The organism is Haemophilus influenzae (assembly GCF_019703545.1).
GTDB lineage: Bacteria > Pseudomonadota > Gammaproteobacteria > Enterobacterales > Pasteurellaceae > Haemophilus > Haemophilus influenzae_E.
In genome coordinates this window covers 620818-645383 of the sequence record NZ_AP018771.1, presented here as the reverse complement: position 1 = coordinate 645383, position 24566 = coordinate 620818, and the positions used below count along the sequence as shown (strand labels likewise).

At 37.5% G+C, this 24566-nt stretch carries 26 protein-coding genes and 2 tRNA genes; 10 read left to right on the top strand and 18 right to left on the bottom strand.

What is annotated here, in order from left to right; translation table 11 throughout:
• Positions 1-6: 6 nt before the first annotated feature.
• The 15 genes from K6J66_RS03210 to ybgC all read right to left on the bottom strand — a co-directional run bounded on the left by K6J66_RS03210 (position 7) and on the right by ybgC (position 9696).
• On the bottom strand, positions 7-693 hold the full coding sequence (locus K6J66_RS03210) for a DUF2625 domain-containing protein (RefSeq protein WP_005649159.1): 687 nt from the start codon (positions 691-693) through the stop codon (positions 7-9).
• 50 nt (positions 694-743) lie between these two features.
• Positions 744-1268, bottom strand: coding sequence for a Fe-S protein assembly co-chaperone HscB (gene hscB / locus K6J66_RS03205; protein ID WP_038439294.1), 525 nt, complete (start codon positions 1266-1268; stop codon positions 744-746).
• Positions 1269-1280: 12 nt separating this feature from the next.
• On the bottom strand, positions 1281-1604 hold the full coding sequence (gene iscA, locus K6J66_RS03200; RefSeq protein ID WP_005649164.1) for an iron-sulfur cluster assembly protein IscA: 324 nt from the start codon (positions 1602-1604) through the stop codon (positions 1281-1283).
• 51 nt (positions 1605-1655) lie between these two features.
• Positions 1656-2036, bottom strand: coding sequence for a Fe-S cluster assembly scaffold IscU (gene iscU, locus K6J66_RS03195; protein ID WP_005654861.1), 381 nt, complete (start codon positions 2034-2036; stop codon positions 1656-1658).
• A 59-nt stretch (positions 2037-2095) separates the two neighbouring features.
• A complete protein-coding gene (locus K6J66_RS03190) occupies positions 2096-3310 on the bottom strand; it encodes an IscS subfamily cysteine desulfurase (protein ID WP_032823945.1) in 1215 nt (404 codons plus the stop codon).
• Between the two features lie 66 nt (positions 3311-3376).
• The gene (iscR, locus tag K6J66_RS03185; RefSeq protein WP_005654871.1) at positions 3377-3829 is read right to left on the bottom strand and encodes a Fe-S cluster assembly transcriptional regulator IscR; all 453 of its coding nucleotides are present in this window, start codon (positions 3827-3829) and stop codon (positions 3377-3379) included.
• A 52-nt stretch (positions 3830-3881) separates the two neighbouring features.
• Positions 3882-4607, bottom strand: a complete 726-nt coding sequence (gene trmJ / locus K6J66_RS03180) for a tRNA (cytosine(32)/uridine(32)-2'-O)-methyltransferase TrmJ (RefSeq protein WP_005654873.1) — start codon at positions 4605-4607, stop codon at positions 3882-3884.
• A 110-nt stretch (positions 4608-4717) separates the two neighbouring features.
• Positions 4718-4793: transfer RNA gene (locus K6J66_RS03175), tRNA-Lys, on the bottom strand.
• 23 nt (positions 4794-4816) lie between these two features.
• Positions 4817-4892, bottom strand: a tRNA-Lys gene (locus tag K6J66_RS03170).
• Between the two features lie 154 nt (positions 4893-5046).
• Positions 5047-5508 (bottom strand): peptidoglycan-associated lipoprotein Pal, encoded by a 462-nt coding sequence (gene pal, locus K6J66_RS03165; RefSeq protein WP_005652235.1) that lies wholly within the window; start codon positions 5506-5508, stop codon positions 5047-5049.
• 23 nt (positions 5509-5531) lie between these two features.
• Positions 5532-6815 carry a Tol-Pal system beta propeller repeat protein TolB gene (gene tolB / locus K6J66_RS03160; protein ID WP_038439303.1) on the bottom strand — a complete coding sequence of 428 codons (1284 nt, stop codon included), beginning with the start codon at positions 6813-6815 and terminating at the stop codon, positions 5532-5534.
• A 41-nt stretch (positions 6816-6856) separates the two neighbouring features.
• Positions 6857-8077: a cell envelope integrity protein TolA gene (gene tolA / locus K6J66_RS03155; protein WP_038439305.1), complete on the bottom strand. Its 1221-nt coding sequence runs from the start codon at positions 8075-8077 to the stop codon at positions 6857-6859.
• Positions 8078-8092: 15 nt separating this feature from the next.
• Entirely contained in the window at positions 8093-8512 is a 420-nt protein-coding gene (gene tolR / locus K6J66_RS03150; protein WP_005649190.1) for a colicin uptake protein TolR, read from the bottom strand.
• Between the two features lie 70 nt (positions 8513-8582).
• Complete coding sequence (gene tolQ / locus K6J66_RS03145) at positions 8583-9269, bottom strand: protein TolQ (RefSeq protein WP_005649191.1); 687 nt, start codon at positions 9267-9269, stop codon at positions 8583-8585.
• Between the two features lie 16 nt (positions 9270-9285).
• Positions 9286-9696, bottom strand: a complete 411-nt coding sequence (gene ybgC, locus K6J66_RS03140) for a tol-pal system-associated acyl-CoA thioesterase (protein WP_038439306.1) — start codon at positions 9694-9696, stop codon at positions 9286-9288.
• Between the two features lie 325 nt (positions 9697-10021).
• Between ybgC and yoaA the strand changes: the two genes are divergently transcribed.
• The 5 genes from yoaA to rnd are packed head-to-tail and all read left to right on the top strand — an operon-like array spanning position 10022 to position 16172.
• Positions 10022-11944 (top strand): DNA repair helicase YoaA, encoded by a 1923-nt coding sequence (gene yoaA / locus K6J66_RS03135; RefSeq protein WP_110442564.1) that lies wholly within the window; start codon positions 10022-10024, stop codon positions 11942-11944.
• Positions 11945-11956: 12 nt separating this feature from the next.
• Positions 11957-12667: a tRNA (adenosine(37)-N6)-threonylcarbamoyltransferase complex dimerization subunit type 1 TsaB gene (gene tsaB, locus K6J66_RS03130; RefSeq protein WP_038439309.1), complete on the top strand. Its 711-nt coding sequence runs from the start codon at positions 11957-11959 to the stop codon at positions 12665-12667.
• Positions 12668-12691: 24 nt separating this feature from the next.
• The gene (locus K6J66_RS03125) at positions 12692-13243 is read left to right on the top strand and encodes a Slp family lipoprotein (RefSeq protein WP_038439311.1); all 552 of its coding nucleotides are present in this window, start codon (positions 12692-12694) and stop codon (positions 13241-13243) included.
• A gap of 42 nt (positions 13244-13285) precedes the next feature.
• The gene (fadD, locus tag K6J66_RS03120) at positions 13286-14974 is read left to right on the top strand and encodes a long-chain-fatty-acid--CoA ligase FadD (protein ID WP_038439312.1); all 1689 of its coding nucleotides are present in this window, start codon (positions 13286-13288) and stop codon (positions 14972-14974) included.
• Between the two features lie 55 nt (positions 14975-15029).
• On the top strand, positions 15030-16172 hold the full coding sequence (gene rnd, locus K6J66_RS03115; protein WP_110442565.1) for a ribonuclease D: 1143 nt from the start codon (positions 15030-15032) through the stop codon (positions 16170-16172).
• A 43-nt stretch (positions 16173-16215) separates the two neighbouring features.
• Here the strand turns inward: rnd and K6J66_RS03110 are convergent, their stop codons facing one another.
• The 3 genes from K6J66_RS03110 to pth form a co-directional block, all read right to left on the bottom strand.
• On the bottom strand, positions 16216-18120 hold the full coding sequence (locus tag K6J66_RS03110; RefSeq protein ID WP_110442566.1) for an acyltransferase family protein: 1905 nt from the start codon (positions 18118-18120) through the stop codon (positions 16216-16218).
• 73 nt (positions 18121-18193) lie between these two features.
• A complete protein-coding gene (gene ychF / locus K6J66_RS03105; protein ID WP_065251519.1) occupies positions 18194-19285 on the bottom strand; it encodes a redox-regulated ATPase YchF in 1092 nt (363 codons plus the stop codon).
• Positions 19286-19332: 47 nt separating this feature from the next.
• A complete protein-coding gene (gene pth, locus K6J66_RS03100; protein ID WP_110442567.1) occupies positions 19333-19917 on the bottom strand; it encodes an aminoacyl-tRNA hydrolase in 585 nt (194 codons plus the stop codon).
• A 182-nt stretch (positions 19918-20099) separates the two neighbouring features.
• Here pth and K6J66_RS03095 point away from each other — a divergent pair, with 182 nt between their 5' ends.
• The 5 genes from K6J66_RS03095 to cpdA all read left to right on the top strand — a co-directional run bounded on the left by K6J66_RS03095 (position 20100) and on the right by cpdA (position 24546).
• Entirely contained in the window at positions 20100-20408 is a 309-nt protein-coding gene (locus tag K6J66_RS03095; RefSeq protein ID WP_005649214.1) for an RnfH family protein, read from the top strand.
• 2 nt (positions 20409-20410) lie between these two features.
• Positions 20411-21625 carry a ribosomal protein uL16 3-hydroxylase gene (locus tag K6J66_RS03090; protein WP_110442568.1) on the top strand — a complete coding sequence of 405 codons (1215 nt, stop codon included), beginning with the start codon at positions 20411-20413 and terminating at the stop codon, positions 21623-21625.
• Position 21626: 1 nt separating this feature from the next.
• Positions 21627-22946 carry an exodeoxyribonuclease VII large subunit gene (xseA, locus tag K6J66_RS03085; protein ID WP_110442569.1) on the top strand — a complete coding sequence of 440 codons (1320 nt, stop codon included), beginning with the start codon at positions 21627-21629 and terminating at the stop codon, positions 22944-22946.
• Between the two features lie 133 nt (positions 22947-23079).
• A complete protein-coding gene (gene nudF / locus K6J66_RS03080; RefSeq protein ID WP_050838364.1) occupies positions 23080-23712 on the top strand; it encodes an ADP-ribose diphosphatase in 633 nt (210 codons plus the stop codon).
• Between the two features lie 9 nt (positions 23713-23721).
• Complete coding sequence (cpdA, locus tag K6J66_RS03075; protein WP_110442570.1) at positions 23722-24546, top strand: 3',5'-cyclic-AMP phosphodiesterase; 825 nt, start codon at positions 23722-23724, stop codon at positions 24544-24546.
• Positions 24547-24566: the final 20 nt, after the last annotated feature.

Below are 24566 nucleotides of genomic sequence, written 5' to 3'. Positions count from 1 at the left end.
TACTGGTTATGCGACGGAATACGCCAAATCAAATTTATTTTTTTCTGCAAAGCTTGCTTGGTAATGGGTTTCAATATTGACTTCCTGTTTTTGACGTTCATCAATTGCTATTTTTCTATCTTGGTTTAAATCAGGCGTAAATACAAAAACTTGGTTACCATCTAATTGTTTTACATCATCTTGCCAATTTTTCCAAAATAGCCCTTGATAAAAGGCCTCTACATCGCCATTCAATGCCCAAGCTAAAAATTCTGTGTAAGTAAAATTTAAATTATGCCAAGTAAGATCTTTTGATGAATAGTAATAAATTTTTCCAATATTATTGCCTAACGAACCACCATTTAACGCAAAATAACCACCAATCACATCATCTGCAACTAATAAATATTTTGGTTTTTCGCCTGACTCACTAAAAGATTTACTGAAATTCCAATCCATCAAGCCACGCGGTAATTTAAAACTTCCAGAACCTAAAATACGTAACCAACCATAATGAATTAAAATTCCACCTGTTTCATAGATTACTGCACCCATTGGCGAGGATGTTGGCATTTGCATAGTAAAAAGCTCACGCTCCGCACTGGATTGATCTTTTTTAATTACTTCACAATGATTGCGAGCGTTATCAATCCATTGGGAAAGGGTTATCCAAGCAGAATGTTCTGGGCTAGTGAGCTGTTCAAGAGTTTGCATAGTGTTATTTATTCACATCTCGTAGGGGCAAATTACATTTGCCCCCACATTTAATCTAATTCAAAAATTCGTTCTTCCACACGTTCAATTTCTTCAGAAAGTTTATGGGTAAAACGTAATTTATCACAGTATTGAGATGCTCTCGCCCATTGTTGAGATTTCAAACTCTCAAAAAGTGCGGTCAATAATGATTGAGTTTCTTGTTTAATTTCTTTAGCAAAAGCATTTAATGCTCTTTCATCTTGCTGGCTTTCAAGCTCTTCTAATTGTTCGTGCCATTGTAATTGTTGCATTAAAAACGCCACATCTTGCGTGCTTTTTTGTTCAAGATCTAACTGCTCACCAGTATTAAGAGCAATGATCGCTTCAGCTCGCAAAATTGGGTCTTTTAACGTTTTTAAGGCATCATTCACTTCGGTAGATTTTTGCATCGCAACACGTTGATCTAAAGCACTACTTGAGACAAAATTATCTGGATGTAGGGCCTTTTGTAATTTTAAATAACGTGCATTTAGTACTTTTTCATCCAGCTGAAAATCAACTGGCAAATCAAAAATTTGAAAAGGATTGAACATCAGATTATTACCTTAAACGTGGAAACTTTCGCCACAACCACAAGATTCTTTTACATTTGGATTATTATATTTAAAGCCTTCATTTAGGCCTTCTTTTACATAATCCAGCTCAATGCCATTGAGATAAACAAGACTTTTTGGATCGACAATAATATTAACACCGTGCTGCTCAAAAACTTGATCTTCGGAATTTAAAACATCTACAAACTCAAGTACATAAGCTAAGCCAGAACAACCTGATGTTTTCACACCTAAACGTAATCCAATACCTTTACCACGATTATCCAAAAAGGCTTTCACTCGCTGAGCTGCTTTTTCTGTTAATGTAATACCCATCTATCCCCCCGCTAAAAATGCGGTCAAAATTGACCGCACTTTTTCACATGATTAGCCTTGTTTTGCTTTATAATCAGCAATTGCTGCTTTAATTGCATCTTCTGCTAAAATAGAGCAATGCACTTTCACTGGCGGCAATTCTAATTCTTCAGCAATTTGGCTATTTTTAATTGCCCCAGCTTCTTCTAAAGATTTACCTTTTACCCACTCAGTAATTAATGAACTAGATGCAATCGCAGAACCACAGCCGTAAGTTTTGAATTTTGCATCTTCAATAATGCCATTATCATCTACTTTGATTTGTAGTTGCATAACATCACCACAAGCTGGCGCACCAACCATTCCAGTACCAACATTGCTATCTTTTTTATCCAATGATCCCACATTACGTGGATTTTCATAATGATCAATTACTTTTTCGCTATAAGCCATTTTAACTTTCCTTTTTTCAATTCTAGTGAATGCCATTGTCAGATAATGGCAACTAAATATTAGTGAGCTGACCACTCAATGGTATTTAAATCAATACCTTCTTTAAACATATCCCATAATGGCGATAATGCACGAAGTTTTTCTACCGCGCCCTTCATTAAATTAATTGTGTAATCAATTTCTTCTTCAGTAGTATAACGACCTAATGTGAAACGAATTGAACTGTGCGCCAATTCATCATTTAAGCCAAGTGCACGCAATACATAAGATGGCTCTAAGCTAGCAGATGTACAAGCAGAACCAGAAGAGACAGCAATATCGCGCAACGCCATCATTAAGGACTCTCCCTCAACATAGTTAAAACTAATATTTAAATTGCTATCTAAACGATGTTCCATTGAACCATTTACATAAGTTTCTTCAATATCTTTTAAGCCATTATATAAACGATCACGAAGTGCTTTTAAGCGTGGCATTTCTGATGCCATTTCTTCTTTTGCAATTCGATATGCCTCTCCCATTCCTACGATTTGATGAACAGGTAATGTACCTGAACGCATACCACGTTCGTGACCACCACCATGAATAATCGCCTCTAAACGTATGCGAGGTTTACGACGAACATACAATGCGCCAACACCTTTTGGCCCGTAAAGTTTATGGCTAGACATCGACATTAAATCAACAGCTAATTCTTCCAAATTAATTTCAACTTTACCAACACTTTGAGTTGCATCCACATGGAAAATTGTTTTATTTGCACGACAAAGTTCGCCAATAGCTTTAATATCTTGTAACACACCAATTTCATTATTAGCGTGCATAATTGAAGCTAGAATTGTATCTGGACGAAGCGCAGCTTTGAATTTTTCTAAATCAATTAAACCATCAGCTTCTGGAGACAAATAAGTGACTTCAAAACCTTCTCTTTCTAATTGACGGCAAGTATCTAACACTGCTTTATGTTCAGTTTTACAGGTAATAATGTGTTTACCTTTAGTTTGATAGAAATGCGCCGCACCTTTAATAGCGAGGTTGTCGGATTCTGTCGCACCAGAAGTAAAGACAATTTCACGAGAATCTGCACCAATGAGATCAGCGATTTGATTACGCGCAATATCAACAGCTTCTTCTGCTTGCCAACCAAATTTATGTGAGCGAGAGGCTGGATTACCAAATGTGCCATCGATGGTTAGAAACGCCATCATTTTTTTCGCAACACGTTCATCGACTGGACAGGTCGCTGCGTAGTCTAAATAAATAGGTAATTTCATTTTCACTCCTAAATTATGCTAAATATAACCGCACTTTTTTATTAAAAAATATACTGCTTATCCTTTTTATTGATTAACTAATAAATTACTAAAATCACGATGAGATTGACGTTTTACATTACGCTTATTTACCAGCTCTGCTAACGTAATCTCATTTAAAAAACTTTCAATACGTAAACTTAAATCTTCCCAAAGTTCGTGAGTTAAACATTCCACACCATTTTTACAATTTTCACGCCCCAGACATTTCGTTACGTGAATATTTTCATTTACTGCCGCAATAATCATTCCTACAGAAATTTGTTCACTTGGTAGCCCTAACTGATAACCACCTCCTGGCCCGCGAACACTTTTGACTAAACCATCTTTACGTAATTTAGCAAAAAGTTGCTCTAAATAAGATAAGGAAATATGTTGGCGTTCAGAAATATCCGCAAGGCTTACAGGCCCGCCATCTGCATTTAAAGCAATATCTAAAACGGCTGTAACTGCATAACGACCTTTCGATGTAAGTTTCATAAAGAATCCCTAAAAATTAATTGCGCAATACTTACATATCTGACTAATTTAGTCAATTATTCTCTTTTGTTAAATCAATTCGTTTTTCAACCGCACTTAGCATACCATTTAAAATATTTAATTCGTTTTTCTCTAATTTTGCACGATAGTATAAACGCTTTAATTTACGCATAACTCCTTGATTTTGAATAAATCCAAGAGACTGATATATACGTTCTGTGTAGTCAAAAAAATAAGCTAACTGATCTGTTGTTGGATAGTTTTTCTCTATTAAAGAAAGTGAATTTTTCTTATTATTTTGAACTAAGAAAGCCATACGCAATTCATAACTTACCAGCTGCACAGCCATTGCTAAATTTAAAGAAGAATAATCAGGATTCGCTGGAATATTCAAGTGGTAATGACATTTCAGCAGTTCTTCATTGGTTAATCCAATACGCTCACGACCAAACACAATAGCTATCTTGCCTTTATACGCTACAACTTTCTCTGCGCATTCTCGAGGCTCGATCAATGTATTTTGTAAATGACGTAAGCGAGCACTTGTTCCAATTACCAAAGAGCAATCATCGACGGCTTCATCAAAACTATCGACAACCCTAGCATTTTTTACAATATTTTCTGCGCCAGCTGAAAGGGCATAAGATTGTTCATCAACAGATTTAGGTGAAACAAGACAAAGCTGGGTCAATCCCATCGTTTTCATTGCTCTAGCCGCAGAACCAATATTACCACTGTGCGAAGTTTCAATTAAAACAATACGAATATTTTCCAACATAATGATGCCCGACTAAAATTTAAGGGTATTCTACCACAATAACCGCTAAAAATAGTCAAGAATTTAAGCAAATTAAAGAAACTTAAAATATTAGAGATGAATAATAAAAATGGTGGGTTGTGAGAGACTCGAACTCTCGACTGACGGATTAAGAGTCCGCTACTCTACCAACTGAGCTAACAACCCAACTGGACAACTAAATCAGAGAGTGGTGGGTCGTGAAGGATTCGAACCTTCGACCAACGGATTAAAAGTCCGCTGCTCTACCGACTGAGCTAACGACCCACTGTATTAATGGATTTATGATAACGCATTTGCTCTAGAATCGAAAGAATAAATTCATTCGTTCAAGCTAATTGGTTAAATTACAAACGATGAAAACAAAACAGAATCCAATAAAAAATGGATCCTGTTTTTCAAGTATTAGAAATACTAAGAATTAGTACGCTAACACTGCACGACGGTTTTTAGAATATGCAGCTTCATCATGACCTAATACTGCAGGTTTTTCTTCACCGTAAGATACGGTACCTAATTTACCAGCATCAACACCTTTACCAGCCAAATAACCTTTAACTGCATCTGCACGACGTTGGCCTAATGCGATGTTGTATTCTGGTGTACCACGTTCATCAGTGTTACCTTCTACTAATACTTTAGCAGCTGGCGTTGCATTTAAATATGCAGCGTGTGCGTCTAAGATTTGAACGTATTCACCAGTAATGTCATATTTATCAAAACCGAAATAAACGGTATTGTAACGTTGTTGAAGATCAGCAACAGAGTAACCGCCAAAAGTTTGAGCAGCACCATTGCCTGCAGCATCGTTGTTAGATGAACTACAAGCTGCTAATGCAGCTACAGAACCTGCAACTAATAATGATTTAACAAATTTGTTCATTAGATTTCTCCTAAATGAGTTTTTTATTTAGTTAAGTATGGAGACCAAGCTGGAAATTTAACTTGACCATCACTTCCTGGAAGGCTCGCCTTAAAGCGACCATCTGCGGAAACCAATTGTAGCACCTTTCCTAAGCCCTGTGTAGAACTATAAATAATCATAATTCCATTTGGAGAGAGGCTTGGGCTTTCGCCTAGAAAAGATGTACTAAGTACCTCTGAAACGCCTGTTGTGAGATCTTGTTTAACTACATTATTGTTACCATTAATCATCACAAGTGTTTTTCCATCTGCACTAATTTGTGCGCTACCGCGACCACCCACTACTGTTGCACTACCACCGCTTGCATCCATTCGATAAACTTGTGGCGAACCACTTCTATCGGATGTAAATAAAATTGAATTTCCGTCTGGCGACCACGCTGGTTCAGTATTATTACCCGCACCACTCGTCAATTGAGTAGGTGTACCGCCATTTGCTCCCATAACGTAAATATTCAGAACACCATCACGAGAAGAAGCAAAAGCTAAACGAGAACCATCTGGCGAAAAGGCTGGCGCACCATTATGCCCTTGAAAAGATGCCACTACTTTACGTGTGCCAGAATTTAAATCCTGTACAACAAGTTGTGATTTTTTATTTTCAAACGATACATAAGCCAAACGCTGACCGTCTGGAGACCAAGCTGGAGACATAATTGGTTGGGCACTACGATTGACGATAAATTGATTATAGCCATCATAATCTGCTACACGAACTTCATAAGGTTGCGAACCGCCATTTTTTTGCACAACATAAGCGATACGAGTTCTAAAGGCACCGCGGATCGCAGTTAATTTTTCAAAAACTTCATCACTCACAGTATGTGCGCCATAGCGTAACCATTTATTTGTCACTGTATAGCTATTTTGCATTAATACAGTCCCTGGCGTACCTGATGCACCAACCGTATCAATTAATTGATAAGTAATACTATAACCATTACCCGATGGAACCACTTGTCCAATTACAATTGCGTCAATTCCAATATTCGACCAAGCCTCAGGATTTACCTCTGCTGCTGAAGTTGGGCGTTGAGGCATTTGAGACACCGCAATAGGATTAAACTTACCACTGTTACGTAAATCATCTGCAACAATTTTACTAATATCTTCTGGTGCAGATCCTGCAAACGGCACAACAGCTATAGGACGTGCACCATCAACCCCTTCATCAATGACAATGCGTACTTCATCGCCAGCGAATGCATTGCTTCCAACAGTAAGTACAATCGCGAATACGCTCACTAAACGTTTTAATAATTTCATTTTGTTACCTTTAAAATTTAACAATAAATTTTTCTAAAGAATTATCGAATATCAAAGTCAATAATTGGTGATTTATATTTTTCATAAATTTCATCTGATGGCGCAGCTGGAACTTTTTTCGTTCTAGCCACCGCACTTAATGCAGCTGAACAAATATCATCAGAGCCTGAAATTTTTTGATACCCCAAGATTGTGCCATCTCGACCTAATTGAATTTTAATACGACAAACCTTTCCTGCAAAATTTGGATCTTTTAAGAAACGACGTTGAATCTCTTTCTTAATTACACCTGCGTATTGATCCCCAACCTTACCACCATCGCCAGAGCCAAGTGCAGCACCGCTACCTTGAGTTCCACCTTTATTTGTGTTTCCCCCTTTAGATGCACTGCCGCCACCAATATCTCCGCCATTTAAGAAATCATCTAGGCTTGCTTGATCTGCTTTACGTTTCGCTTCCGTAGCAGCTTTAGCTTTTGCCTCAGCAGCGGCTTTCGCTTTAGCTTCTGCATCAGCTTTAGCTTTTGCCTCCGCTTCAGCCTTTGCTTTAGCTTCAGCGGCGGCTTTTGCCTTAGCTTCCGCTTCTACTTTAGCCTTAGCTTCTGCATCAGCTTTCGCTTTTGCCTCCGCTTCAGCCTTTGCTTTAGCTTCAGCAGCGGCTTTTGCCTTAGCTTCCGCTTCTAGTTTCGCCTTAGCTTCCGCCTCTTGTTTTGCTTTTTGAGCAGCAATTTCTGCTGCTTTCGCTTTAGCCTCTTCTTCAGCTTGTTTTGCCGCAGCAGCTAAACGTTTAGCCTCTGCATCTGCTTTTAATTTTGCAGCTTCAGCCGCTTGTTTAGCCTTAGCCTCTTCAGCTTGCTTCTGTTTTTCCAACGCTTCTTGACGAGCTTGCTCTTGTTGTTTTTTGATTTCTTGCTGACGTTGCTGTTCTTGCTGACGTTTTAACTCTTCTTGTCGTTGAACTTCTTGTTGATGCTTAATCTCTTCTTGATTAGGCTCAGGTGGTTTTTCTTCCACAACAGGTTCTGGGCGTTTTTGTTTATCCGCTTGCCCTTTTTTTTGTTGTTGAATACGCCCCCATTCCTGAGCAGCCGTACCAGTATCAACAATCACTGCCCCTATTACATCTCCTTCACCTTCTCCTCCACCCATAATTTCAACAGTGTGATAAAGTGAACTTAAAATCAATAAGCCAAACAAGATAAAGTGCAAAAGGATAGAAATAGCAAAAGCATTGATTCCTTTCTTTTGTCGATTATTTTGCACGTGTTACCTACTTAGCTAAATGGGATTTGTCATTAAACCTACAGATTTAATGCCTGCAAGATGAAGTAAATTCAATGCCTTAATCACTTCTTCATAAGGCACTTCTTTAGCTCCGCCTACTAAAAATAGCGTATTATTATCCTTATCAAATTCCTGTCTAGATAATTGAGTAACCATTTCTTCTGTTAAACCTTCTTGACGTTCTCCGCCAATAGAAATCGCATATTTTCCAATACCTGCCACTTCAAGAATGACGGGGACTTTATCTTCATTAGAAACCTCTTGGCTTTGCACAGAATCAGGCAATTCAACTTGAACGCTTTGACTAATAATAGGGGCGGTTGCCATAAAAATTAACACTAAAACTAAAAGCACATCTAAAAAAGGCACAATATTAATTTCAGATTTAATTGCTTTACGCTGACGACGAGCCATATATTCCTCTAAAATTTTAACTTATTTTTACCGCACTTTTTCTTCAAAGTGCGGTCAATTTTCCCTATTTTTAGTGAGGGGCTTTACCAAAGGCTTGACGGTGTAAAATCGTCGTAAATTCATCAATAAAATTACCGTAATCTTGTTCAATGGCATTCACTCGTAAGCTTAAACGGTTATAAGCCATTACTGCAGGAATTGCGGCAAATAAACCAATTGCGGTGGCAATCAACGCTTCGGCGATACCTGGTGCTACCATCTGTAACGTTGCTTGTTTTGCACCACTTAATGCCATAAAAGCGTGCATGATACCCCAAACAGTGCCGAATAAACCAATATAAGGGCTAACAGATGCCACTGTGGCTAAAAATGGAACTCGGTTTTCCAAACTTTCAATCTCACGGTTCATCGCAAGATTCATCGCACGCATTGTGCCTTTAATAATCGCTTCAGGTGCGTCTGGATTTACTTGTTTTAAACGTGAAAATTCTTTAAATCCCACGCAAAAAATTTGTTCGCTGCCCGTCAATCCATCGCGACGATTAGATAGCCCTTCATAAAGTTTATTTAAATCTTCTCCTGACCAGAAACGATCTTCAAACGTACGTGCTTCTTTTAAGGCATTCGTTAAAATACGGCTACGTTGAATAATAATTGCCCAAGATATGATTGAGAAAGAAATCAAAATCACAATTACCAGTTGCACAACAATACTTGCTTTTAGAAAAAGATCTAAAAAATTCAATTCTGCAGTCATTGCATACTCCGAAAAATTATTTTAAGTGATGAAACGCCGCTTTAACTTCTTTGGGAAACGCCACAGGTTTCATCTTGCCTAGATCAACACAGGCTACTTTAACAGTAGCCTTTGATAACATCAGGGTGTCGCGCATCAGTCTCTGTTCAAAAAGGATTGTAGCCCCTTTTACTTCTGAAACCTCTGTTTCCACCATAAGTAAATCATCCAATTTTGCTGCCACGCAATAATCAATGGCGAGCGTTTTGACAACAAATGCGAGTTGTTGTTCCTCTAGTAAGGTTTGTTGCGTAAAATTTAATGTACGCAAATATTCTGTTCTTGCTCGTTCAAAAAAATGCAAATAGCGAGCGTGATACACTACGCCACCTGCATCAGTATCTTCATAATACACACGAACAGGAAAAGAAAAGCAATTATCCAACATATTCTCACCCAATTGGTCGCAATAAACCCTGTATTCTAGAACCAGTTTTTGGGATAAGCAAGCTATCTATGAAAAAACTCAATAAGATTTTATTCATTTTAAAACATCTAAAATTTTTACCGCACTTTTAGCCTGACTAGCAAAAGATAAGGTAATGACAAATCATTTTTAACCTTTCTCATTGAGCAAAATCTATTCAAAACATAACCGTTCTTTAAAAATAGCCTCTATGTAATCTTAAGCCACCAGTATTTTTATTCTTGATATTTAGCGTTTCTATGCGACAATCTTCGCGGTTATTTACTTTAAAAATATGTTTTACTAGATGGATTACGAAAATCAAATTGCCAATATTTTCTCACTAAATGGCGAATTAAGCCAAAATATCAAAGGTTTTCGTCCTCGAGCTGAACAACTTGAAATGGCATATGCTGTAGGTAAAGCAATTCAAAATAAATCTTCCCTTGTCATTGAAGCTGGAACGGGTACAGGAAAAACCTTTGCATATCTCGCACCTGCTTTAGTTTTTGGTAAAAAAACCATTATTTCTACAGGATCTAAAAATCTTCAAGATCAGCTTTTTAATCGAGATCTTCCTGCTATTAAAAAAGCCCTTAATTTCACGGGAAAAATTGCGTTGCTAAAAGGTCGGGCAAACTATCTTTGTTTAGAGCGTTTAGATCAAGTGATTGCTCAAGGTGTGCTTGGAGATAAGTCTGTTTTAGCTGAATTAAGTAAAGTACGAAAATGGAATAATAGTACTAAAACAGGCGATTTCACAGAATGTATCGAGCTTGCAGAAGATAGCCCAATTATTCCTCAACTGACGAGTACAGCTGAAAGTTGTTTAGGCACCGATTGCCCTAATTATTCAGAATGTTATGTAGCAAGTGCGCGTAAAAAAGCATTAAGTGCTGATTTGGTTGTAATTAATCATCATTTATTTTTTGCTGATATGGCTGTGAAAGAAAGTGGTTTTGGCGAACTCATTCCAAATGCAGAAGTGATTATTTTTGACGAAGCTCATCAGTTACCCGATATTGCCAGTCAATATTTTGGTCAATCTTTAACATCACGCCAGCTTTTTGATTTATGCAAGGATATTAATATTGTCTATCGCACAGAACTTAAAGATATGCAGCAGCTTGGCACAACATCTGATACCTTACTGAAAGTGGTACAAGATTTTCGTTTATTACTGGGTAATGGGAGTAATGTTCGAGGAAATTGGCGTGAGCTTTACAGGCAAAGTGCGGTGAAAAAATCCTTTGAATTATTACAAGAGAAAATAGATTTTTTATCTGAAGTAATTAAATTAGCACTTGGTCGTTCCCAAACTTTAGACAGTATTTTTGAGCGTGTTGAGTCCATTAAAATCCAACTCAAACGTTTATCAGAAACAAATATTGTGGGTTATTGTTATTGGTATGAAGGAAATGGTCGCCAGTTTGGTTTACATATTACGCCATTGACAGTGGCCGATAAATTTGGTGCTCAGCTCGAAGCGAAAGAAGCCGCTTGGATATTCACATCTGCGACATTAGAAGTGGGGGGAACTTTTAATCATTTCTGCCAACGTTTAGGCATTGAAAATGCGACACAAAAAATTTTATATAGTCCCTTTAATTATCCTGAACAATCTTTGCTTTGTGTGCCTCGATATTTGCCGAATACCAATCAAGTGAATACATTAAATTCACTAGGCGAAATGTTATTACCCGTGATTGAAGCAAACAAAGGGCGTTGTTTTGTTCTTTGCACTTCCTATTCAATGATGCGTGGTTTAGCTGAATATTTCCGTGAAACAAGTCATCTTTCGATTTTATTACAAGGCGAAACCTCAAAAGTCAAATTACTCGAACAATTTATAAAAGAAACGCATAGCGTTTTGGTGGCAACTTCTAGCTTTTGGGAAGGTGTAGATGTACGCGGCGATGCACTTTCTTTAGTCATTATTGATAAACTTCCCTTTACTGCACCAGATGAGCCTTTGTTGAAAGCTCGCATTGAGGATTGTCGTTTACAAGGTGGCGATCCATTCAATGATATTCAAATTCCTGAAGCGGTAATTACCTTGAAACAAGGCGTTGGACGTTTAATTCGTGATGTTACAGATCGTGGCGTTGTGATTATTTGTGATAATCGATTAGTAATGCGCAATTATGGCGAAACTTTTTTGAAAAGTTTACCTAACTCAAGTCGTACCCGTGATCTCAACAAAGTGATACAATTCTTACAAAATAAGTAAACGAGAATAATAATGCAAAATTTAACTTTATTGGCGTTGGACACCTCTACTGAAGCCTGTTCAGTCGCTTTATTGTATCGTGGTGAGAAAACACATATTAATGAACTAGCACAACGCACACACACTAAACGAATTTTACCTATGATCGATGAAATTTTGGCAAATTCGGGTTTAGGTTTAAATCAAGTTGATGCTTTAGCTTTTGGGCGTGGGCCTGGTAGTTTTACTGGTGTTCGTGTTGGTGCGGGGATTGCACAAGGTTTAGCGTTTGGTGCGGATTTGCCTGTCATTCCTATTTCAAATTTAACCGCAATGGCACAGGCGGCATTTGAATTACATCAAGCAGAAAATGTTGTTGCCGCAATTGATGCCAGAATGAATGAAGTTTATTTTTCTCAATTAGTGAGAGAAAAAGTGCGGTCAGATTTCGCAGAGTTTTTTCAATGGCGAGAAATCATTAGCGAACAAGTTTGTTCCCCAGAAAAAGCGATTAGTCAGCTTCAAAATGATAACGCATTTAGAGTCGGGACAGGCTGGGCTGCGTATTCTCAATTTACTGAAAAAAATCTAACTGGCTCAGATATAGAATTACCTAATGCCTTATATATGTTAGAACTTGCGCGAGTAGAATACTTGCAAAAACACACAATTTCAGCTTTAGAAATAGAACCGATTTATTTGCGAAACGAGGTTACTTGGAAAAAATTACCAGGACGTGAATAAGTTTAAATAAATGGAGGATAGAAAATGAAAAGAAAAATAACCTTATTTTTTACCGCACTTTGTTTCGGATTAACGGGCTGTATTGCACCACCAAAAGGGTTAGAAAAAGAGCGATTCTCAATTAATTCCTATCGCGAGATTTCTCCGCAGGATTTAACCTGCCATTGTAAAACGGTTCGACTTGGAGGAAAAATTGTCAATACTACCGTTTTAGCAAATCAAACAAAAATTGAAGTGTTAAGTTTACCCGTATCATCAATTTCAGGTAAACCATTTGTTGAATTTCAATCCGATGGTCGCTTTGTCGTCTATTTCAACGGTTTTGTTGAGCCTGAAAATTTAAAAGAACGCTATATTACTGTAGGTGGGCAATTAGTTGGAACAGAGAAAGGCAAGATAGAACAAGCTGATTATACTTATCCTGTTGTTCAAGCTGATAAATATCGAATTTGGACACTCAGCACCACTTATAATTATCCAACAGATGATTGGGATGAAGACGATGATTGGGGATTTTTTAGATGGCGACATCGCCCTTGGTATGTTCAGCCTGAAATTCGCTATTATTTGAATTAAATAATAAAATCTTAAAGATTTTCCAACAAATTAGGATAAAAAATGGAAAAAATTTGGTTTCAAAATTATCCAGAAGGTTCTGAAAAATTTCTGGATACCTCAAAATATGAATCTATTTTGGATATGTTCGACAAAGCTGTGCGCGAACATCCAGATCGCCCTGCTTACATTAATATGGGGCAAGTACTTACTTTCCGTAAATTAGAAGAACGCAGTCGTGCATTTGCCGCGTATTTGCAAAATGAATTTAAACTTCAGCGTGGCGATCGCGTGGCATTGATGATGCCAAATTTATTGCAATATCCCATCGCACTTTTTGGCATTTTGCGTGCTGGCTTAATTGCAGTAAATATGAATCCTCTTTACACACCGAGAGAATTAGAACATCAGTTGCAAGATAGTGGTGCGGTAGCGATTGTCGTGGTATCAAATTTTGCTTCTACTTTGGAAAAAGTTGTTTTCAATACCAATGTCAAACACGTTATTCTTACCCGAATGGGCGATCAACTTTCATTTGGTAAACGTACTTTAGTCAATTTTGTTGTGAAATATGTGAAAAAACTCGTGCCGAAATACAAATTACCGCACGCAGTGACGTTCCGTGAAGTATTGAGTATTGGTAAATATCGCCAATATGTTCGTCCAGAAATATCGCGTGAGGATTTAGCCTTTTTACAATACACAGGCGGCACAACAGGTGTAGCGAAAGGTGCAATGCTGACACACGGAAATATTATAACCAATGTCTTCCAAGCAAAATGGATTGCAGAGCCTTTTATTGGCGATCATTCTCGCACTCGTTCAGCTATTTTAGCCTTGCCTCTTTATCACGTATTTGCCTTAACGGTAAACTGCTTATTATTTTTGGAATTAGGCGTCACGGCGATCTTAATTACTAATCCGAGAGATATTGAAGGATTTGTGAAAGAGTTGAAAAAATACCGTTTTGAAGCGATTACTGGTGTAAATACCTTATTTAATGCTTTGTTAAATAATGAAAATTTCAAAGAAGTTGATTTTTCTGCGTTGAAACTTTCTGTGGGTGGCGGTATGGCTATTCAACAGTCTGTAGCAACACGTTGGCACGAATTAACGGGCTGTAACATCATTGAGGGGTATGGAATGACGGAGTGTTCGCCATTAATCGCCGCTTGTCCAATTAATGTTGTGAAACATAATGGTACTATTGGCGTGCCAGTGCCAAATACTGATATAAAAATCATTAAAGATGACGGTTCAGATGCAAAAATTGGCGAAGCTGGCGAATTATGGGTGAAAGGCGATCAAGTAATGCGAGGTTATTGGCAACGACCAGAAGCAACCAGTGAAGTATTAAAAGACGGTTGGATGGCAACAGGCGATATTGTCATTATGGATGAATCATATAGTTTACGCATTGTGGATCGTAAAAAAGATATGATTTTGGTTTCTGGCTTTAATGTCTATCCAAATGAAATTGAAGATGTCGTTATGCTGAATTACAAAGTGGCGGAGGCTGTGGCAATTGGTGTTCCTCACGCAGTTTCTGGCGAAACAATAAAAATCTTTGTCGTGAAAAAAGACGATAGTTTAACTCGTGATGAACTTCGCAACCATTGTCGTCAATATCTCACTGGCTATAAAGTACCAAAAGAAATTGAGTTCCGAGACGAACTGCCAAAAACTAATGTTGGTAAGATTTTACGTCGGGTTTTACGCGATGAAGAGATCGCAAAACGTTCAAAACATTAATGTCAAAATGGGATAGCAATATCCCATTTTTGTTCTTTTCAAATAAAAAATCACTATGATAAAAGAATGTCAAAATCTACCGCACTTTAGAGTCATTGCGGATAATGCTGCGCTATTAGAAGTTTGTAATTTGGCTCAGATGAAAAGTGCGGTCGCCTTAGATACAGAATTTATGCGTGTTTCCACTTATTTTCCTAAGCTGGGATTAATCCAACTTTATGATGGCGAGCGCGTATCTTTAATTGATCCTTTAGCGATTACGGATTTTTCGCCTTTTATTGCACTATTAGCCAATCCTAAGGTATTAAAAATCTTACATTCTTGTAGTGAAGATTTATTGGTTTTCTTACAAGAATTTGATCAGCTTCCACACCCAATGATTGATACGCAAATTATGGCCCGCTTTATTGGGCTGGGTGCATCAGCAGGCTTGGCAAAATTAGCACAACAATACTTAAATGTAGAAATCGATAAAGGTGCAACTCGCACCAATTGGATCAAACGCCCCCTTTCTGATATTCAACTTCAATATGCCGCAGGCGATGTTTGGTATTTGTTGCCGCTTTATCATATTCTTGAAAAAGAGTTAGCTAAAACACCTTGGGAACAAGCAGTAAGAGATGATTGCGAACTTGTTCTTGCTAAAACGCATAAATTACAAGAGCGAGATTCAGAAAAAGCGTATTTAGATATTCCAAATGCTTGGAAATTAAATCCATTAGAACTGTCTCGTTTAAGAATTTTGGCACAGTGGCGACAAAACGTGGCAATAGAACGTGATTTAGCACTTTCTTATATTGTGAAATCAGAACATCTTTGGAAAGTGGCAAAGAATAATCCACGTAATACATCTGAAATGTTAGAAATGGGATTAACTGAAAATGAAGTGCGTGTGCGTGGTAAAAAGATTTTACAATTACTTGCTCAAGCAAGACGTGTTTCTTCTGACGACTATCCAAAACCTATTGAACGTATTTCTGAAGATCCTCGTTATAAAAAAACAATTCAATTATTACAAGAAAAAGTGAATAGCCTAACACCAGCAGGTTTAACCCCTGAAATCGTTGCAAGTAAACGCACTTTGGAAGAATTAATTAAATGGGTTTGGAAATATAATTGTTCTCAAAATAAACTACCAGAGTTGCTGATTGGATGGCGAAAACCTATTGGTGAGAAGTTAGTCGATGCACTTAGGTAAATATACAAAAAGCGTTGGGCAAATAGCTCAACGCTTTTCGTTTTTACTCGTAGAGTTTTTTCACTTGTTCAGGTGTCATCACTCGTTGGTATTTACTAAATTCTTTTGCCATATAGTAAGCACCAAAATTTGTTAAGTGATCTTGATCAGCGTACAAGTATTTTCCTTCTGCCATAACGCTATCTTTTGGTAAATACTGTTGAGCATCTACCCAATAAACATTAGGAATATCTTTGACTAAATCATGAATAATTTTGTTACTCGCATCAATATCGCCCATACGATGAATTGGCGTTAAATATTTTTCAAGTCCATAATTTTCTAATAAATAACCACGCAGCGGAGAACGACTTACTGAACTATTATTAGCAAAAACATATACGGGCTTTTGCATCGCTAGTTGTTTCACTGTGTTTTTAAAACGCGCTTTAAAGTCTGGTTCAATGAAAGTTTCGGGTCTAAAACGAGGTACTGGCTGTCCGCCCATTCTCAAGTCATAAAATGCTGAAATAAATATCGCTTTATATTGAGAATCTTTCTGCCATACAGATTGGCAATTAGGATCTAATTGATATTGTTCATTCACAATAAAGCTACATTCAAATTTATCTTTGAAAATATCTGCTTTCCAGCCTTCTTTATTTCCCACATAGTTTAGAAAAGCTTCTAAATGTGAAGAATGAGAATCGCCTAAAATAATGACCTTAGCAGGATAATGATTTTCATTAGAAATAGGAGATTCTTGTTCAATATATTCTTGTTCAACTCGCATTATTTGTCTTTTATAAAGATTAAATCCTAAGAGTAAAAGAGAAGGAATAAAATAAATATAAAGAAAACTTTGTTTAAAGTTTAGTTTCGATTTTCTAATTGGCTGTTCGATTAAATAATAACTTAGAACTGAAAAAATTATTGTTAATACTGTTACTATAGCAATCGATTGATTATTAATTTGTTTTTCGCCCGTTATATAATAAGTAAAAGCAATAAAAATCCAATGGTATAAATAAAGGGAATAAGAGATTTTCCCAATAAACACTATTGCTTTATTAGATAAACATAATTTAATGATGTTATTTTGTGATGTAGTATGAATAATTAATGCTGTAAAAATACAAGGAAGAATTAAAGTAATACCTGGAATATATGCAATATTATTATTCATTAAAAATAAGCAGGAAAATAATAGTAATGTACTTAATATTGCAATAACATTGCTTGCTTGCTTGCTTGCTTGCTTGCTTGCTTGCTTGCTTGCTTGCTTGCTTGCTTGCTTGCTTGCTGAAAGATTATGATAAATTGCCAACAAAGATCCTACAAGTAATTCAGGAAATCTGAGGTTAGAGAGATAATAAATATTAGGCTGATGCAATACTTCTTTGTAAAAATTAGCTGGAATAAAAGAGGTGGCAAGTAAAATAAAAAACAAAATTAGCGTTATAATAAATAATACTTTAATTTCTCTAAACTTTTTATAAGCTAAAATGAGGATAAGTGGAAAAATAAGATAGTATTGTTCTTCTACGGCTAATGACCAAATATGTAATACAGGGTTTTCATTTGCACTTAAATCAAAATAACCTTGTGTTAATCCTAGATAAAAATTAGATAGGAATGCAATAGCTAATTCAATGGTTTTTCTTAATTTATTGAAATCATTATAAATAAAAATAACAGACGCAATGAAAGACACTAATGCCATCACTGTAATAAAAGCGGGATAAATTCGTTTAATACGTCGAGTATAAAATTGTTTAAGCGAAAAAGAATTCTGTTGAATTTCTGTGATAATAATACCCGTAATCAGAAACCCAGAAATAACAAAGAAAATATCCACCCCAAGAAAACCGCCTGATAACCAGTTTTCATTAAGATGATAAATAATGACTGAAATAACAGCAATTGCGCGTAGTCCATCAATTTCTGGACGATATTTAATAGATGACATAATATTCCTTTAATAAAAATATAAACCGCACTTTGTTCTATGAGTCAAAAGTGCGGTAATTTTTTGTGTGTTTTTATACGTTGAATCGGAAATGCATTACATCGCCATCTTGCACGATGTAATCTTTGCCTTCTAAACGCCATTTACCCGCTTCTTTTGCACCGTTTTCACCGTTGAATTGGATAAAGTCTTCATAAGCGATAACTTCTGCTCGTATAAAGCCTTTTTCAAAGTCGGTGTGGATTACGGCTGCTGCTTTTGGTGCGGTTGCGCCGACTGAAACTGTCCAAGCTCGTACTTCTTTTACGCCAGCAGTGAAATAAGTTTGAAGATTTAAAAGTGCGTAACCAGCACGAATTACTCGGTTCAATCCTGGTTCTTCAATGCCTAAATCTTGTAAAAACTCGACTTTTTCTTCATCATCAAGTTCTGCAATTTCAGATTCAATTGCAGCACATACTGGAACAACCACTGCCCCTTCTTTTTCGGCAATTTCACGAACGCGATCTAAGTATGGATTATTTTCAAAACCATCTTCATTTACGTTTGCGATATACATTGTTGGTTTTAAAGTTAAGAAGTTGTAACTCTTGATTGCTTGCAATTCTTCTTTGTCTAATCCAACAGAACGAATCATTCCTGCATTTTCCAGCACAGGGAGGATTTTTTCCATAACGGAAAGTTCAAATTTAGCCTCTTTGTCGCCACCTTTGGCACGTTTTTGTAAACGTTGGATTGCTCGTTCACAGCTGTCTAAGTCTGCTAAGGCTAATTCAGTGTTGATAGTTTCAATATCATCAAGCGGATCAATTTTCCCTGCAACGTGTACAATGTCATCGTTTTCAAAACAACGCACTACGTGACCTATCGCATCGGTTTCACGAATATTTGCTAAGAATTTATTACCCAAGCCCTCGCCTTTACTTGCTCCCGCAACTAAGCCTGCGATGTCCACGAATTCCATCGTGGTAGGTAATATGCGTTCAGGCTTAACGATTTCTGCCAATGCGTCTAAACGTGGATCTGGCATTGGCACGACACCCGTATTTGGTTCGATAGTACAGAATGGATAGTTTGCGGCTTCAATGCCAGCTTTAGTGAGTGCGTTAAAAAGAGTAGATTTGCCGACATTTGGCAATCCCACAATACCACATTTGAATCCCATAATTTTTCCTTATTTTGAGTAAAACGGTTGTAAAACTAACCGCACTTTTAAATTTTAAAACTGTTTAAACGATTGGTCGCTTTGACCATTCCATCTTTGAAAATCATTTCCACACAATCAGTGGCTTCATCTAGTACTTTTTCAAGTGCATTGCGATCTGCTGGCGATGGTTTATTTAAGACGTAACCTGCCACTAAATCACGATGGCCTGGATGCCCAATGCCAATGCGTAAACGGTAGAAATTATTGTTATTGCCTAGTTGTGCCACAATATCTTTTAAGCCGTTATGCCCACCATGTCCACCGCCTTGTTTGAGTTTTGCGATGCCAGCAGGTAAATCTAGTTCATCGTGAATAACCAAAATTTCTTCAGGTTTAATACGGTAAAAACTTGCCAACGCACCAACTGCTTTACCGCTTAAATTCATAAAAGTTGCTGGCACTAAAAGGCGTACTTCTTTTCCATTCACTAAAGTGCGGGCAGTTTTTCCGAAGAATTTACTTTCTGGATTTAGTGAAACGTTAAAACGACGTGCCAAGCGTTCAATAAGCCATTCGCCTGCATTGTGGCGTGTATCGGTATATTTTTCGCCAGGATTGCCTAAACCAACAATGAGTTTTATTTCTGACATTTTTATTTGATGATGTAAAAATTTGATGATGTAAAAAATAGTGGCGTATTGTAGCGAAAAAGCCTTAAATTCTCAATCTATAAGGCGGAAACAAAGAGGTAATTTATTGCGCGTGATTTATCATTAAAAGTCACCGCACTTTTCCGTTATAATGGCTAAAATTTTTTAACAAAGAAGTAAAAATGAATCAGATTAACATTGAAATCGCTTATGCTTTTCCCGAACGTTATTATTTGAAATCTTTTCAAGTTGATGAAGGAATTACCGTGCAAACGGCGATTACGCAATCAGGGATTTTAAGCCAATTTCCAGAGATTGATTTGAGCACAAATAAAATTGGGATTTTCAGTCGTCCAATAAAATTGACTGATGTATTAAAAGAGGGCGATCGTATTGAAATTTATCGTCCATTACTTGCAGATCCGAAAGAAATTCGCCGTAAGCGTGCAGCAGAGCAAGCTGCAGCCAAAGACAAAGAAAAAGGAGCTTAAAAATGACCGCACTTTCATCCGTTGATTTTTGTTTACCTGAACATATCACGCCAGAAATTTTTCTACGTGATTATTGGCAGAAAAAGCCACTTGTGATTCGTAACGGTTTGCCTGAAATTGTTGGGCAGTTTGAGCCACAAGATATTATTGAACTTGCACAAAATGAAGATGTTACTGCTCGTTTAGTGAAGACATTTTCTGATGATGATTGGAAAGTTTTTTTTAGCCCTTTAAGCGAAAAGGATTTCCAACAATTGCCAGAAAAATGGTCGGTGTTGGTTCAAAATTTGGAGCAATGGTCGCCTGAATTAGGGCAACTTTGGAACAAATTTGGCTTTATTCCTCAATGGCAACGTGACGACATTATGGTGTCTTATGCGCCGAAAGGTGGCTCTGTCGGTAAGCATTATGATGAATATGATGTATTTTTAGTGCAAGGCTATGGTCATCGTCGTTGGCAAGTGGGTAAATGGTGTGATACAAGCACTGAATTTAAACCCAATCAATCGATCCGAATTTTTGATGATATGGGCGAATTAGTCATTGATGAAGTGATGAATCCAGGGGATATTTTGTATATTCCAGCCCGTATGGCACATTATGGCGTGGCTGAAGATGATTGTTTAACCTTTTCTTTTGGCTTGCGTTATCCAAATTTAAGCAATTTGATTGATAGCGTAAGCAAAAGTTTCTGTCATCAAGATCCAGATTTGAATTTAAGCGAGTTTGATTTGCCACTACGTTTAAGCCAGTCTGTGCAAGCTACAGGTAAACTTGCAGATGAAAATATTCAAGCAATGAAACAGCTTTTATTAGATAAATTGGCTAATTCAAAAGCTTTTGATACGTTATTTAAACAAGCTGTGGCAAGTGCGGTGAGTTCTCGTCGTTATGAGTTATTAGTTTCGGATGAAATGTGCGATCCAGATGAAGTGCGGTCAATTCTAGAAGAAGATGGGGCATTCCTTTCTCAAGACAACAATTGTAAATTGCTTTACACCGAAAATCCGTTGCGAATTTATGCGAACGGCGAATGGTTAGATGAGCTTAATGTGATTGAGACCGAAGTGTTAAAACGCTTATCTGACGGCGAAAGTTTAGATTGGGCATTTTTATCAAGTTTAGTGAATAAAACCGAAGATCCTGAAACCTCAATGGATTTGCTGTTAGATTCAATTTGTAACTGGGTTGATGATGGTTGGGTGTTAATTGAATAATATGTCAGACAATATTTATTCCGTCTCTCAACTCAACTCTGCCGCACGTCAGATGTTGGAGGGGCATTTTTCCCAAATTTGGCTGACGGGGGAAATTTCCAATTTTACCCAACCTGTGTCTGGCCATTGGTATTTAACGCTGAAAGATAAAAATGCACAGGTGCGTTGTGCGATGTTTCGTATGAAGAATTTGCGTGTTGCTTTTCGTCCACAAAATGGAATGCAAGTGCTTGTGCGTGCCAATGTGAGTTTATATGAGCCTCGCGGCGATTATCAACTTATTATTGATTCTATGCACCCAGCTGGCGAGGGATTATTGCAACAGCAATTTGAAGCATTAAAAATGAAGCTGGCTGCGGAGGGATTGTTTGCTCAAAATCTTAAGAAAAATCTACCGCACTTTAGTAAAGCGGTGGGGATTATTACCTCTTCTACAGGTGCAGCATTGCAAGATATTTTGCATATCTTGGCACGCCGTGATCCAAGTTTAAAAGTTGTTATTTATCCCACTGCAGTTCAAGGTAAAGAGGCGACAGCAGAAATTGTGCAAATGATTGAACTTGCTAATGTGCGACAAGAAGTGGATGTATTAATTGTGGGGCGTGGTGGCGGTTCTTTAGAAGATCTTTGGTGTTTTAATGAAGAAGAAGTAGCGCGAGCGATTTTTCGTTCAACCTTACCCATTATCAGTGCGGTAGGTCACGAAACAGATGTGACGATTGCCGATTTTGTTGCAGATCTTCGTGCGCCGACCCCTTCCGCAGCGGCTGAGTTAGTGAGTCGTAATCAAGATGAATTATTGCAACAACTTCGCCATCAACAGCAACGTTTAGATATGGCATTTGATCGTTTATTTACGCGAAAAAGCCAGCGTTTGAAACAGCTAACCTTAAGATTACACAATCAACATCCGCAGAATCAGCTACGCGCTCAACAAGCGAAAAATGAACAGCTTACGCATCGCTTGCAACTTGCAATGTTGCGTCAGTTTGAAAATACACAGCAAAAATTGACCGCACTTTCTGTTCGTTTAAAACAAAATCCATTGCCATATCGAGTGCAACGTCATCAACAACGCTTAGAGCAGTTACAAGTGCGGTTAAATTTTTGCGTAAATCGCCAAGTGACGGAGCGTCAAAATAAACTGGCAACGTTATGCGGAAAATTGGATGGCTTAAGCCCGTTGAAAGTCTTGGCAAGAGGTTATTCCATTGCGGAAAATCCGCAAGGTAAAGCCATTGTTAGCGTGAAAGATGTAAAGCAAGGGGACTTCATTACAACCCAAGTGGCTGATGGAAAAATTGTGAGTAAAGTTTTGTAAGATGCTTATTTTGTAAAAATGGCATTTTATTTTTTTGTGACTCACTTCAAACTCTCAACAAAAAGTGGAAACCTTCTATTTTTTTTGTAGTCTTTTAAGCGTATGATTTTGCGTGCAGTTTTGGAGAAAACAGATGTCAGAAATTCAACATTTTAGCCAACAAGATATAGAAATATTGGGCGAACAAACTTTGTATGAAGGTTTTTTCACGCTTAAACGAATCCAATTTAAACATAAACTTTTTGCTGGGGGGCAAAGTGGCGTCGTAACCCGAGAATTACTGATTAAAGGCGCAGCCTCAGCGGTTATCGCTTATGATCCAAAAGAAGATTCGGTGATTTTAGTTGAACAAGTTCGTATTGGCGCGGCTTATCATCCTGAATCTCATCGTTCGCCTTGGTTACTTGAATTAATCGCAGGTATGGTGGAAAAGGGCGAAAAGCCAGAAGACGTTGCTTTGCGTGAGAGTGAAGAAGAAGCAGGGATTCAAGTCAAAAATTTAACACATTGTTTAAGTGTGTGGGATAGCCCAGGTGGCATAGTGGAGCGGATTCATTTATTTGCAGGCGAAGTGGATAGCACACAAGCGAAAGGCATTCACGGTTTGGCTGAAGAAAATGAAGATATTAAAGTGCACGTAGTAAAACGTGAACAGGCGTATCAATGGATGTGCGAGGGGAAAATTGATAATGGCATTGCAGTGATTGGATTGCAGTGGCTTCAATTAAATTATGCTCAGTTACAACAAAGTTGGAAACGTAGCTAGGGGGCATTAATGAAAAATACGTTTGTTTATCAGGCGGAAAAGCCTGTTATTAAGTTATTACAAATTACCGATCCCCATTTATTTAAAGATGAAAGTGCGGAATTATTGGGGGTAAATACACAAGCAAGTTTTGCTCAAGTATTAAAGGAAATTCAGCAAGAAAATAACCAATTTGATGTGATTCTTGCTACAGGTGATCTTGTGCAGGATAGTAGCGATGAAGGTTACACTCGTTTTGTAGAAATGATGAAACCTTTCAATAAACCTGTGTTTTGGATTCCAGGAAATCACGATTTTCAGCCTAAAATGGCGGAATTTTTAAATCAGCCACCAATGAACGTGGCAAAACATCTTCTATTGGGCGAACATTGGCAAGCCTTATTGTTGGATAGCCAAGTTTATGGTGTACCGCACGGACAACTAAGCCAGCATCAACTCGATTTATTAAAAGAAACCTTAGAAAAAAATCCTGAACGCTATACCTTGATTGTATTACATCACCATTTATTACCAACTAATTCCGCGTGGCTTGATCAACATAACCTTCGTAATTCTCACGAATTGGCAGAAGTGCTTGCGCCTTTTAGTAATGTGAAAGCTATTTTATATGGGCATATTCATCAAGAAGTAAACAGTGAATGGAATGGTTATCAAGTGATGGCAACGCCAGCGACTTGTATTCAATTTAAACCTGATTGCCAGTATTTTTCTCTTGATACCTTACAGCCTGGTTGGCGTGAAATTGAGTTATATTCAGATGGTTCAATTCGTACGGAAGTAAAGCGTATTCAGCAAGCGGAATTTTTGCCGAATATGCAAGAAGAAGGGTATTAAATTTTGTGGACGTTTTAAAA

What these genes read in the sequence shown, in the direction of transcription:
- K6J66_RS03210 (WP_005649159.1), bottom strand. Translation starts at nt 693, where the DNA reads ATGCAAACTCTTGAACAGCTCACTAGCCCAGAACATTCTGCTTGGATA.
- hscB (WP_038439294.1), bottom strand. Translation starts at nt 1,268, where the DNA reads ATGTTCAATCCTTTTCAAATTTTTGATTTGCCAGTTGATTTTCAGCTG.
- iscA (WP_005649164.1), bottom strand. Translation starts at nt 1,604, where the DNA reads ATGGGTATTACATTAACAGAAAAAGCAGCTCAGCGAGTGAAAGCCTTT.
- iscU (WP_005654861.1), bottom strand. Translation starts at nt 2,036, where the DNA reads ATGGCTTATAGCGAAAAAGTAATTGATCATTATGAAAATCCACGTAAT.
- K6J66_RS03190 (WP_032823945.1), bottom strand. Translation starts at nt 3,310, where the DNA reads ATGAAATTACCTATTTATTTAGACTACGCAGCGACCTGTCCAGTCGAT.
- iscR (WP_005654871.1), bottom strand. Translation starts at nt 3,829, where the DNA reads ATGAAACTTACATCGAAAGGTCGTTATGCAGTTACAGCCGTTTTAGAT.
- trmJ (WP_005654873.1), bottom strand. Translation starts at nt 4,607, where the DNA reads ATGTTGGAAAATATTCGTATTGTTTTAATTGAAACTTCGCACAGTGGT.
- pal (WP_005652235.1), bottom strand. Translation starts at nt 5,508, where the DNA reads ATGAACAAATTTGTTAAATCATTATTAGTTGCAGGTTCTGTAGCTGCA.
- tolB (WP_038439303.1), bottom strand. Translation starts at nt 6,815, where the DNA reads ATGAAATTATTAAAACGTTTAGTGAGCGTATTCGCGATTGTACTTACT.
- tolR (WP_005649190.1), bottom strand. Translation starts at nt 8,512, where the DNA reads ATGGCTCGTCGTCAGCGTAAAGCAATTAAATCTGAAATTAATATTGTG.
- tolQ (WP_005649191.1), bottom strand. Translation starts at nt 9,269, where the DNA reads ATGACTGCAGAATTGAATTTTTTAGATCTTTTTCTAAAAGCAAGTATT.
- ybgC (WP_038439306.1), bottom strand. Translation starts at nt 9,696, where the DNA reads ATGTTGGATAATTGCTTTTCTTTTCCTGTTCGTGTGTATTATGAAGAT.
- yoaA (WP_110442564.1), top strand. Translation starts at nt 10,022, where the DNA reads ATGGATTACGAAAATCAAATTGCCAATATTTTCTCACTAAATGGCGAA.
- tsaB (WP_038439309.1), top strand. Translation starts at nt 11,957, where the DNA reads ATGCAAAATTTAACTTTATTGGCGTTGGACACCTCTACTGAAGCCTGT.
- K6J66_RS03125 (WP_038439311.1), top strand. Translation starts at nt 12,692, where the DNA reads ATGAAAAGAAAAATAACCTTATTTTTTACCGCACTTTGTTTCGGATTA.
- fadD (WP_038439312.1), top strand. Translation starts at nt 13,286, where the DNA reads ATGGAAAAAATTTGGTTTCAAAATTATCCAGAAGGTTCTGAAAAATTT.
- rnd (WP_110442565.1), top strand. Translation starts at nt 15,030, where the DNA reads ATGATAAAAGAATGTCAAAATCTACCGCACTTTAGAGTCATTGCGGAT.
- K6J66_RS03110 (WP_110442566.1), bottom strand. Translation starts at nt 18,120, where the DNA reads ATGTCATCTATTAAATATCGTCCAGAAATTGATGGACTACGCGCAATT.
- ychF (WP_065251519.1), bottom strand. Translation starts at nt 19,285, where the DNA reads ATGGGATTCAAATGTGGTATTGTGGGATTGCCAAATGTCGGCAAATCT.
- pth (WP_110442567.1), bottom strand. Translation starts at nt 19,917, where the DNA reads ATGTCAGAAATAAAACTCATTGTTGGTTTAGGCAATCCTGGCGAAAAA.
- K6J66_RS03095 (WP_005649214.1), top strand. Translation starts at nt 20,100, where the DNA reads ATGAATCAGATTAACATTGAAATCGCTTATGCTTTTCCCGAACGTTAT.
- K6J66_RS03090 (WP_110442568.1), top strand. Translation starts at nt 20,411, where the DNA reads ATGACCGCACTTTCATCCGTTGATTTTTGTTTACCTGAACATATCACG.
- xseA (WP_110442569.1), top strand. Translation starts at nt 21,627, where the DNA reads ATGTCAGACAATATTTATTCCGTCTCTCAACTCAACTCTGCCGCACGT.
- nudF (WP_050838364.1), top strand. Translation starts at nt 23,080, where the DNA reads ATGTCAGAAATTCAACATTTTAGCCAACAAGATATAGAAATATTGGGC.
- cpdA (WP_110442570.1), top strand. Translation starts at nt 23,722, where the DNA reads ATGAAAAATACGTTTGTTTATCAGGCGGAAAAGCCTGTTATTAAGTTA.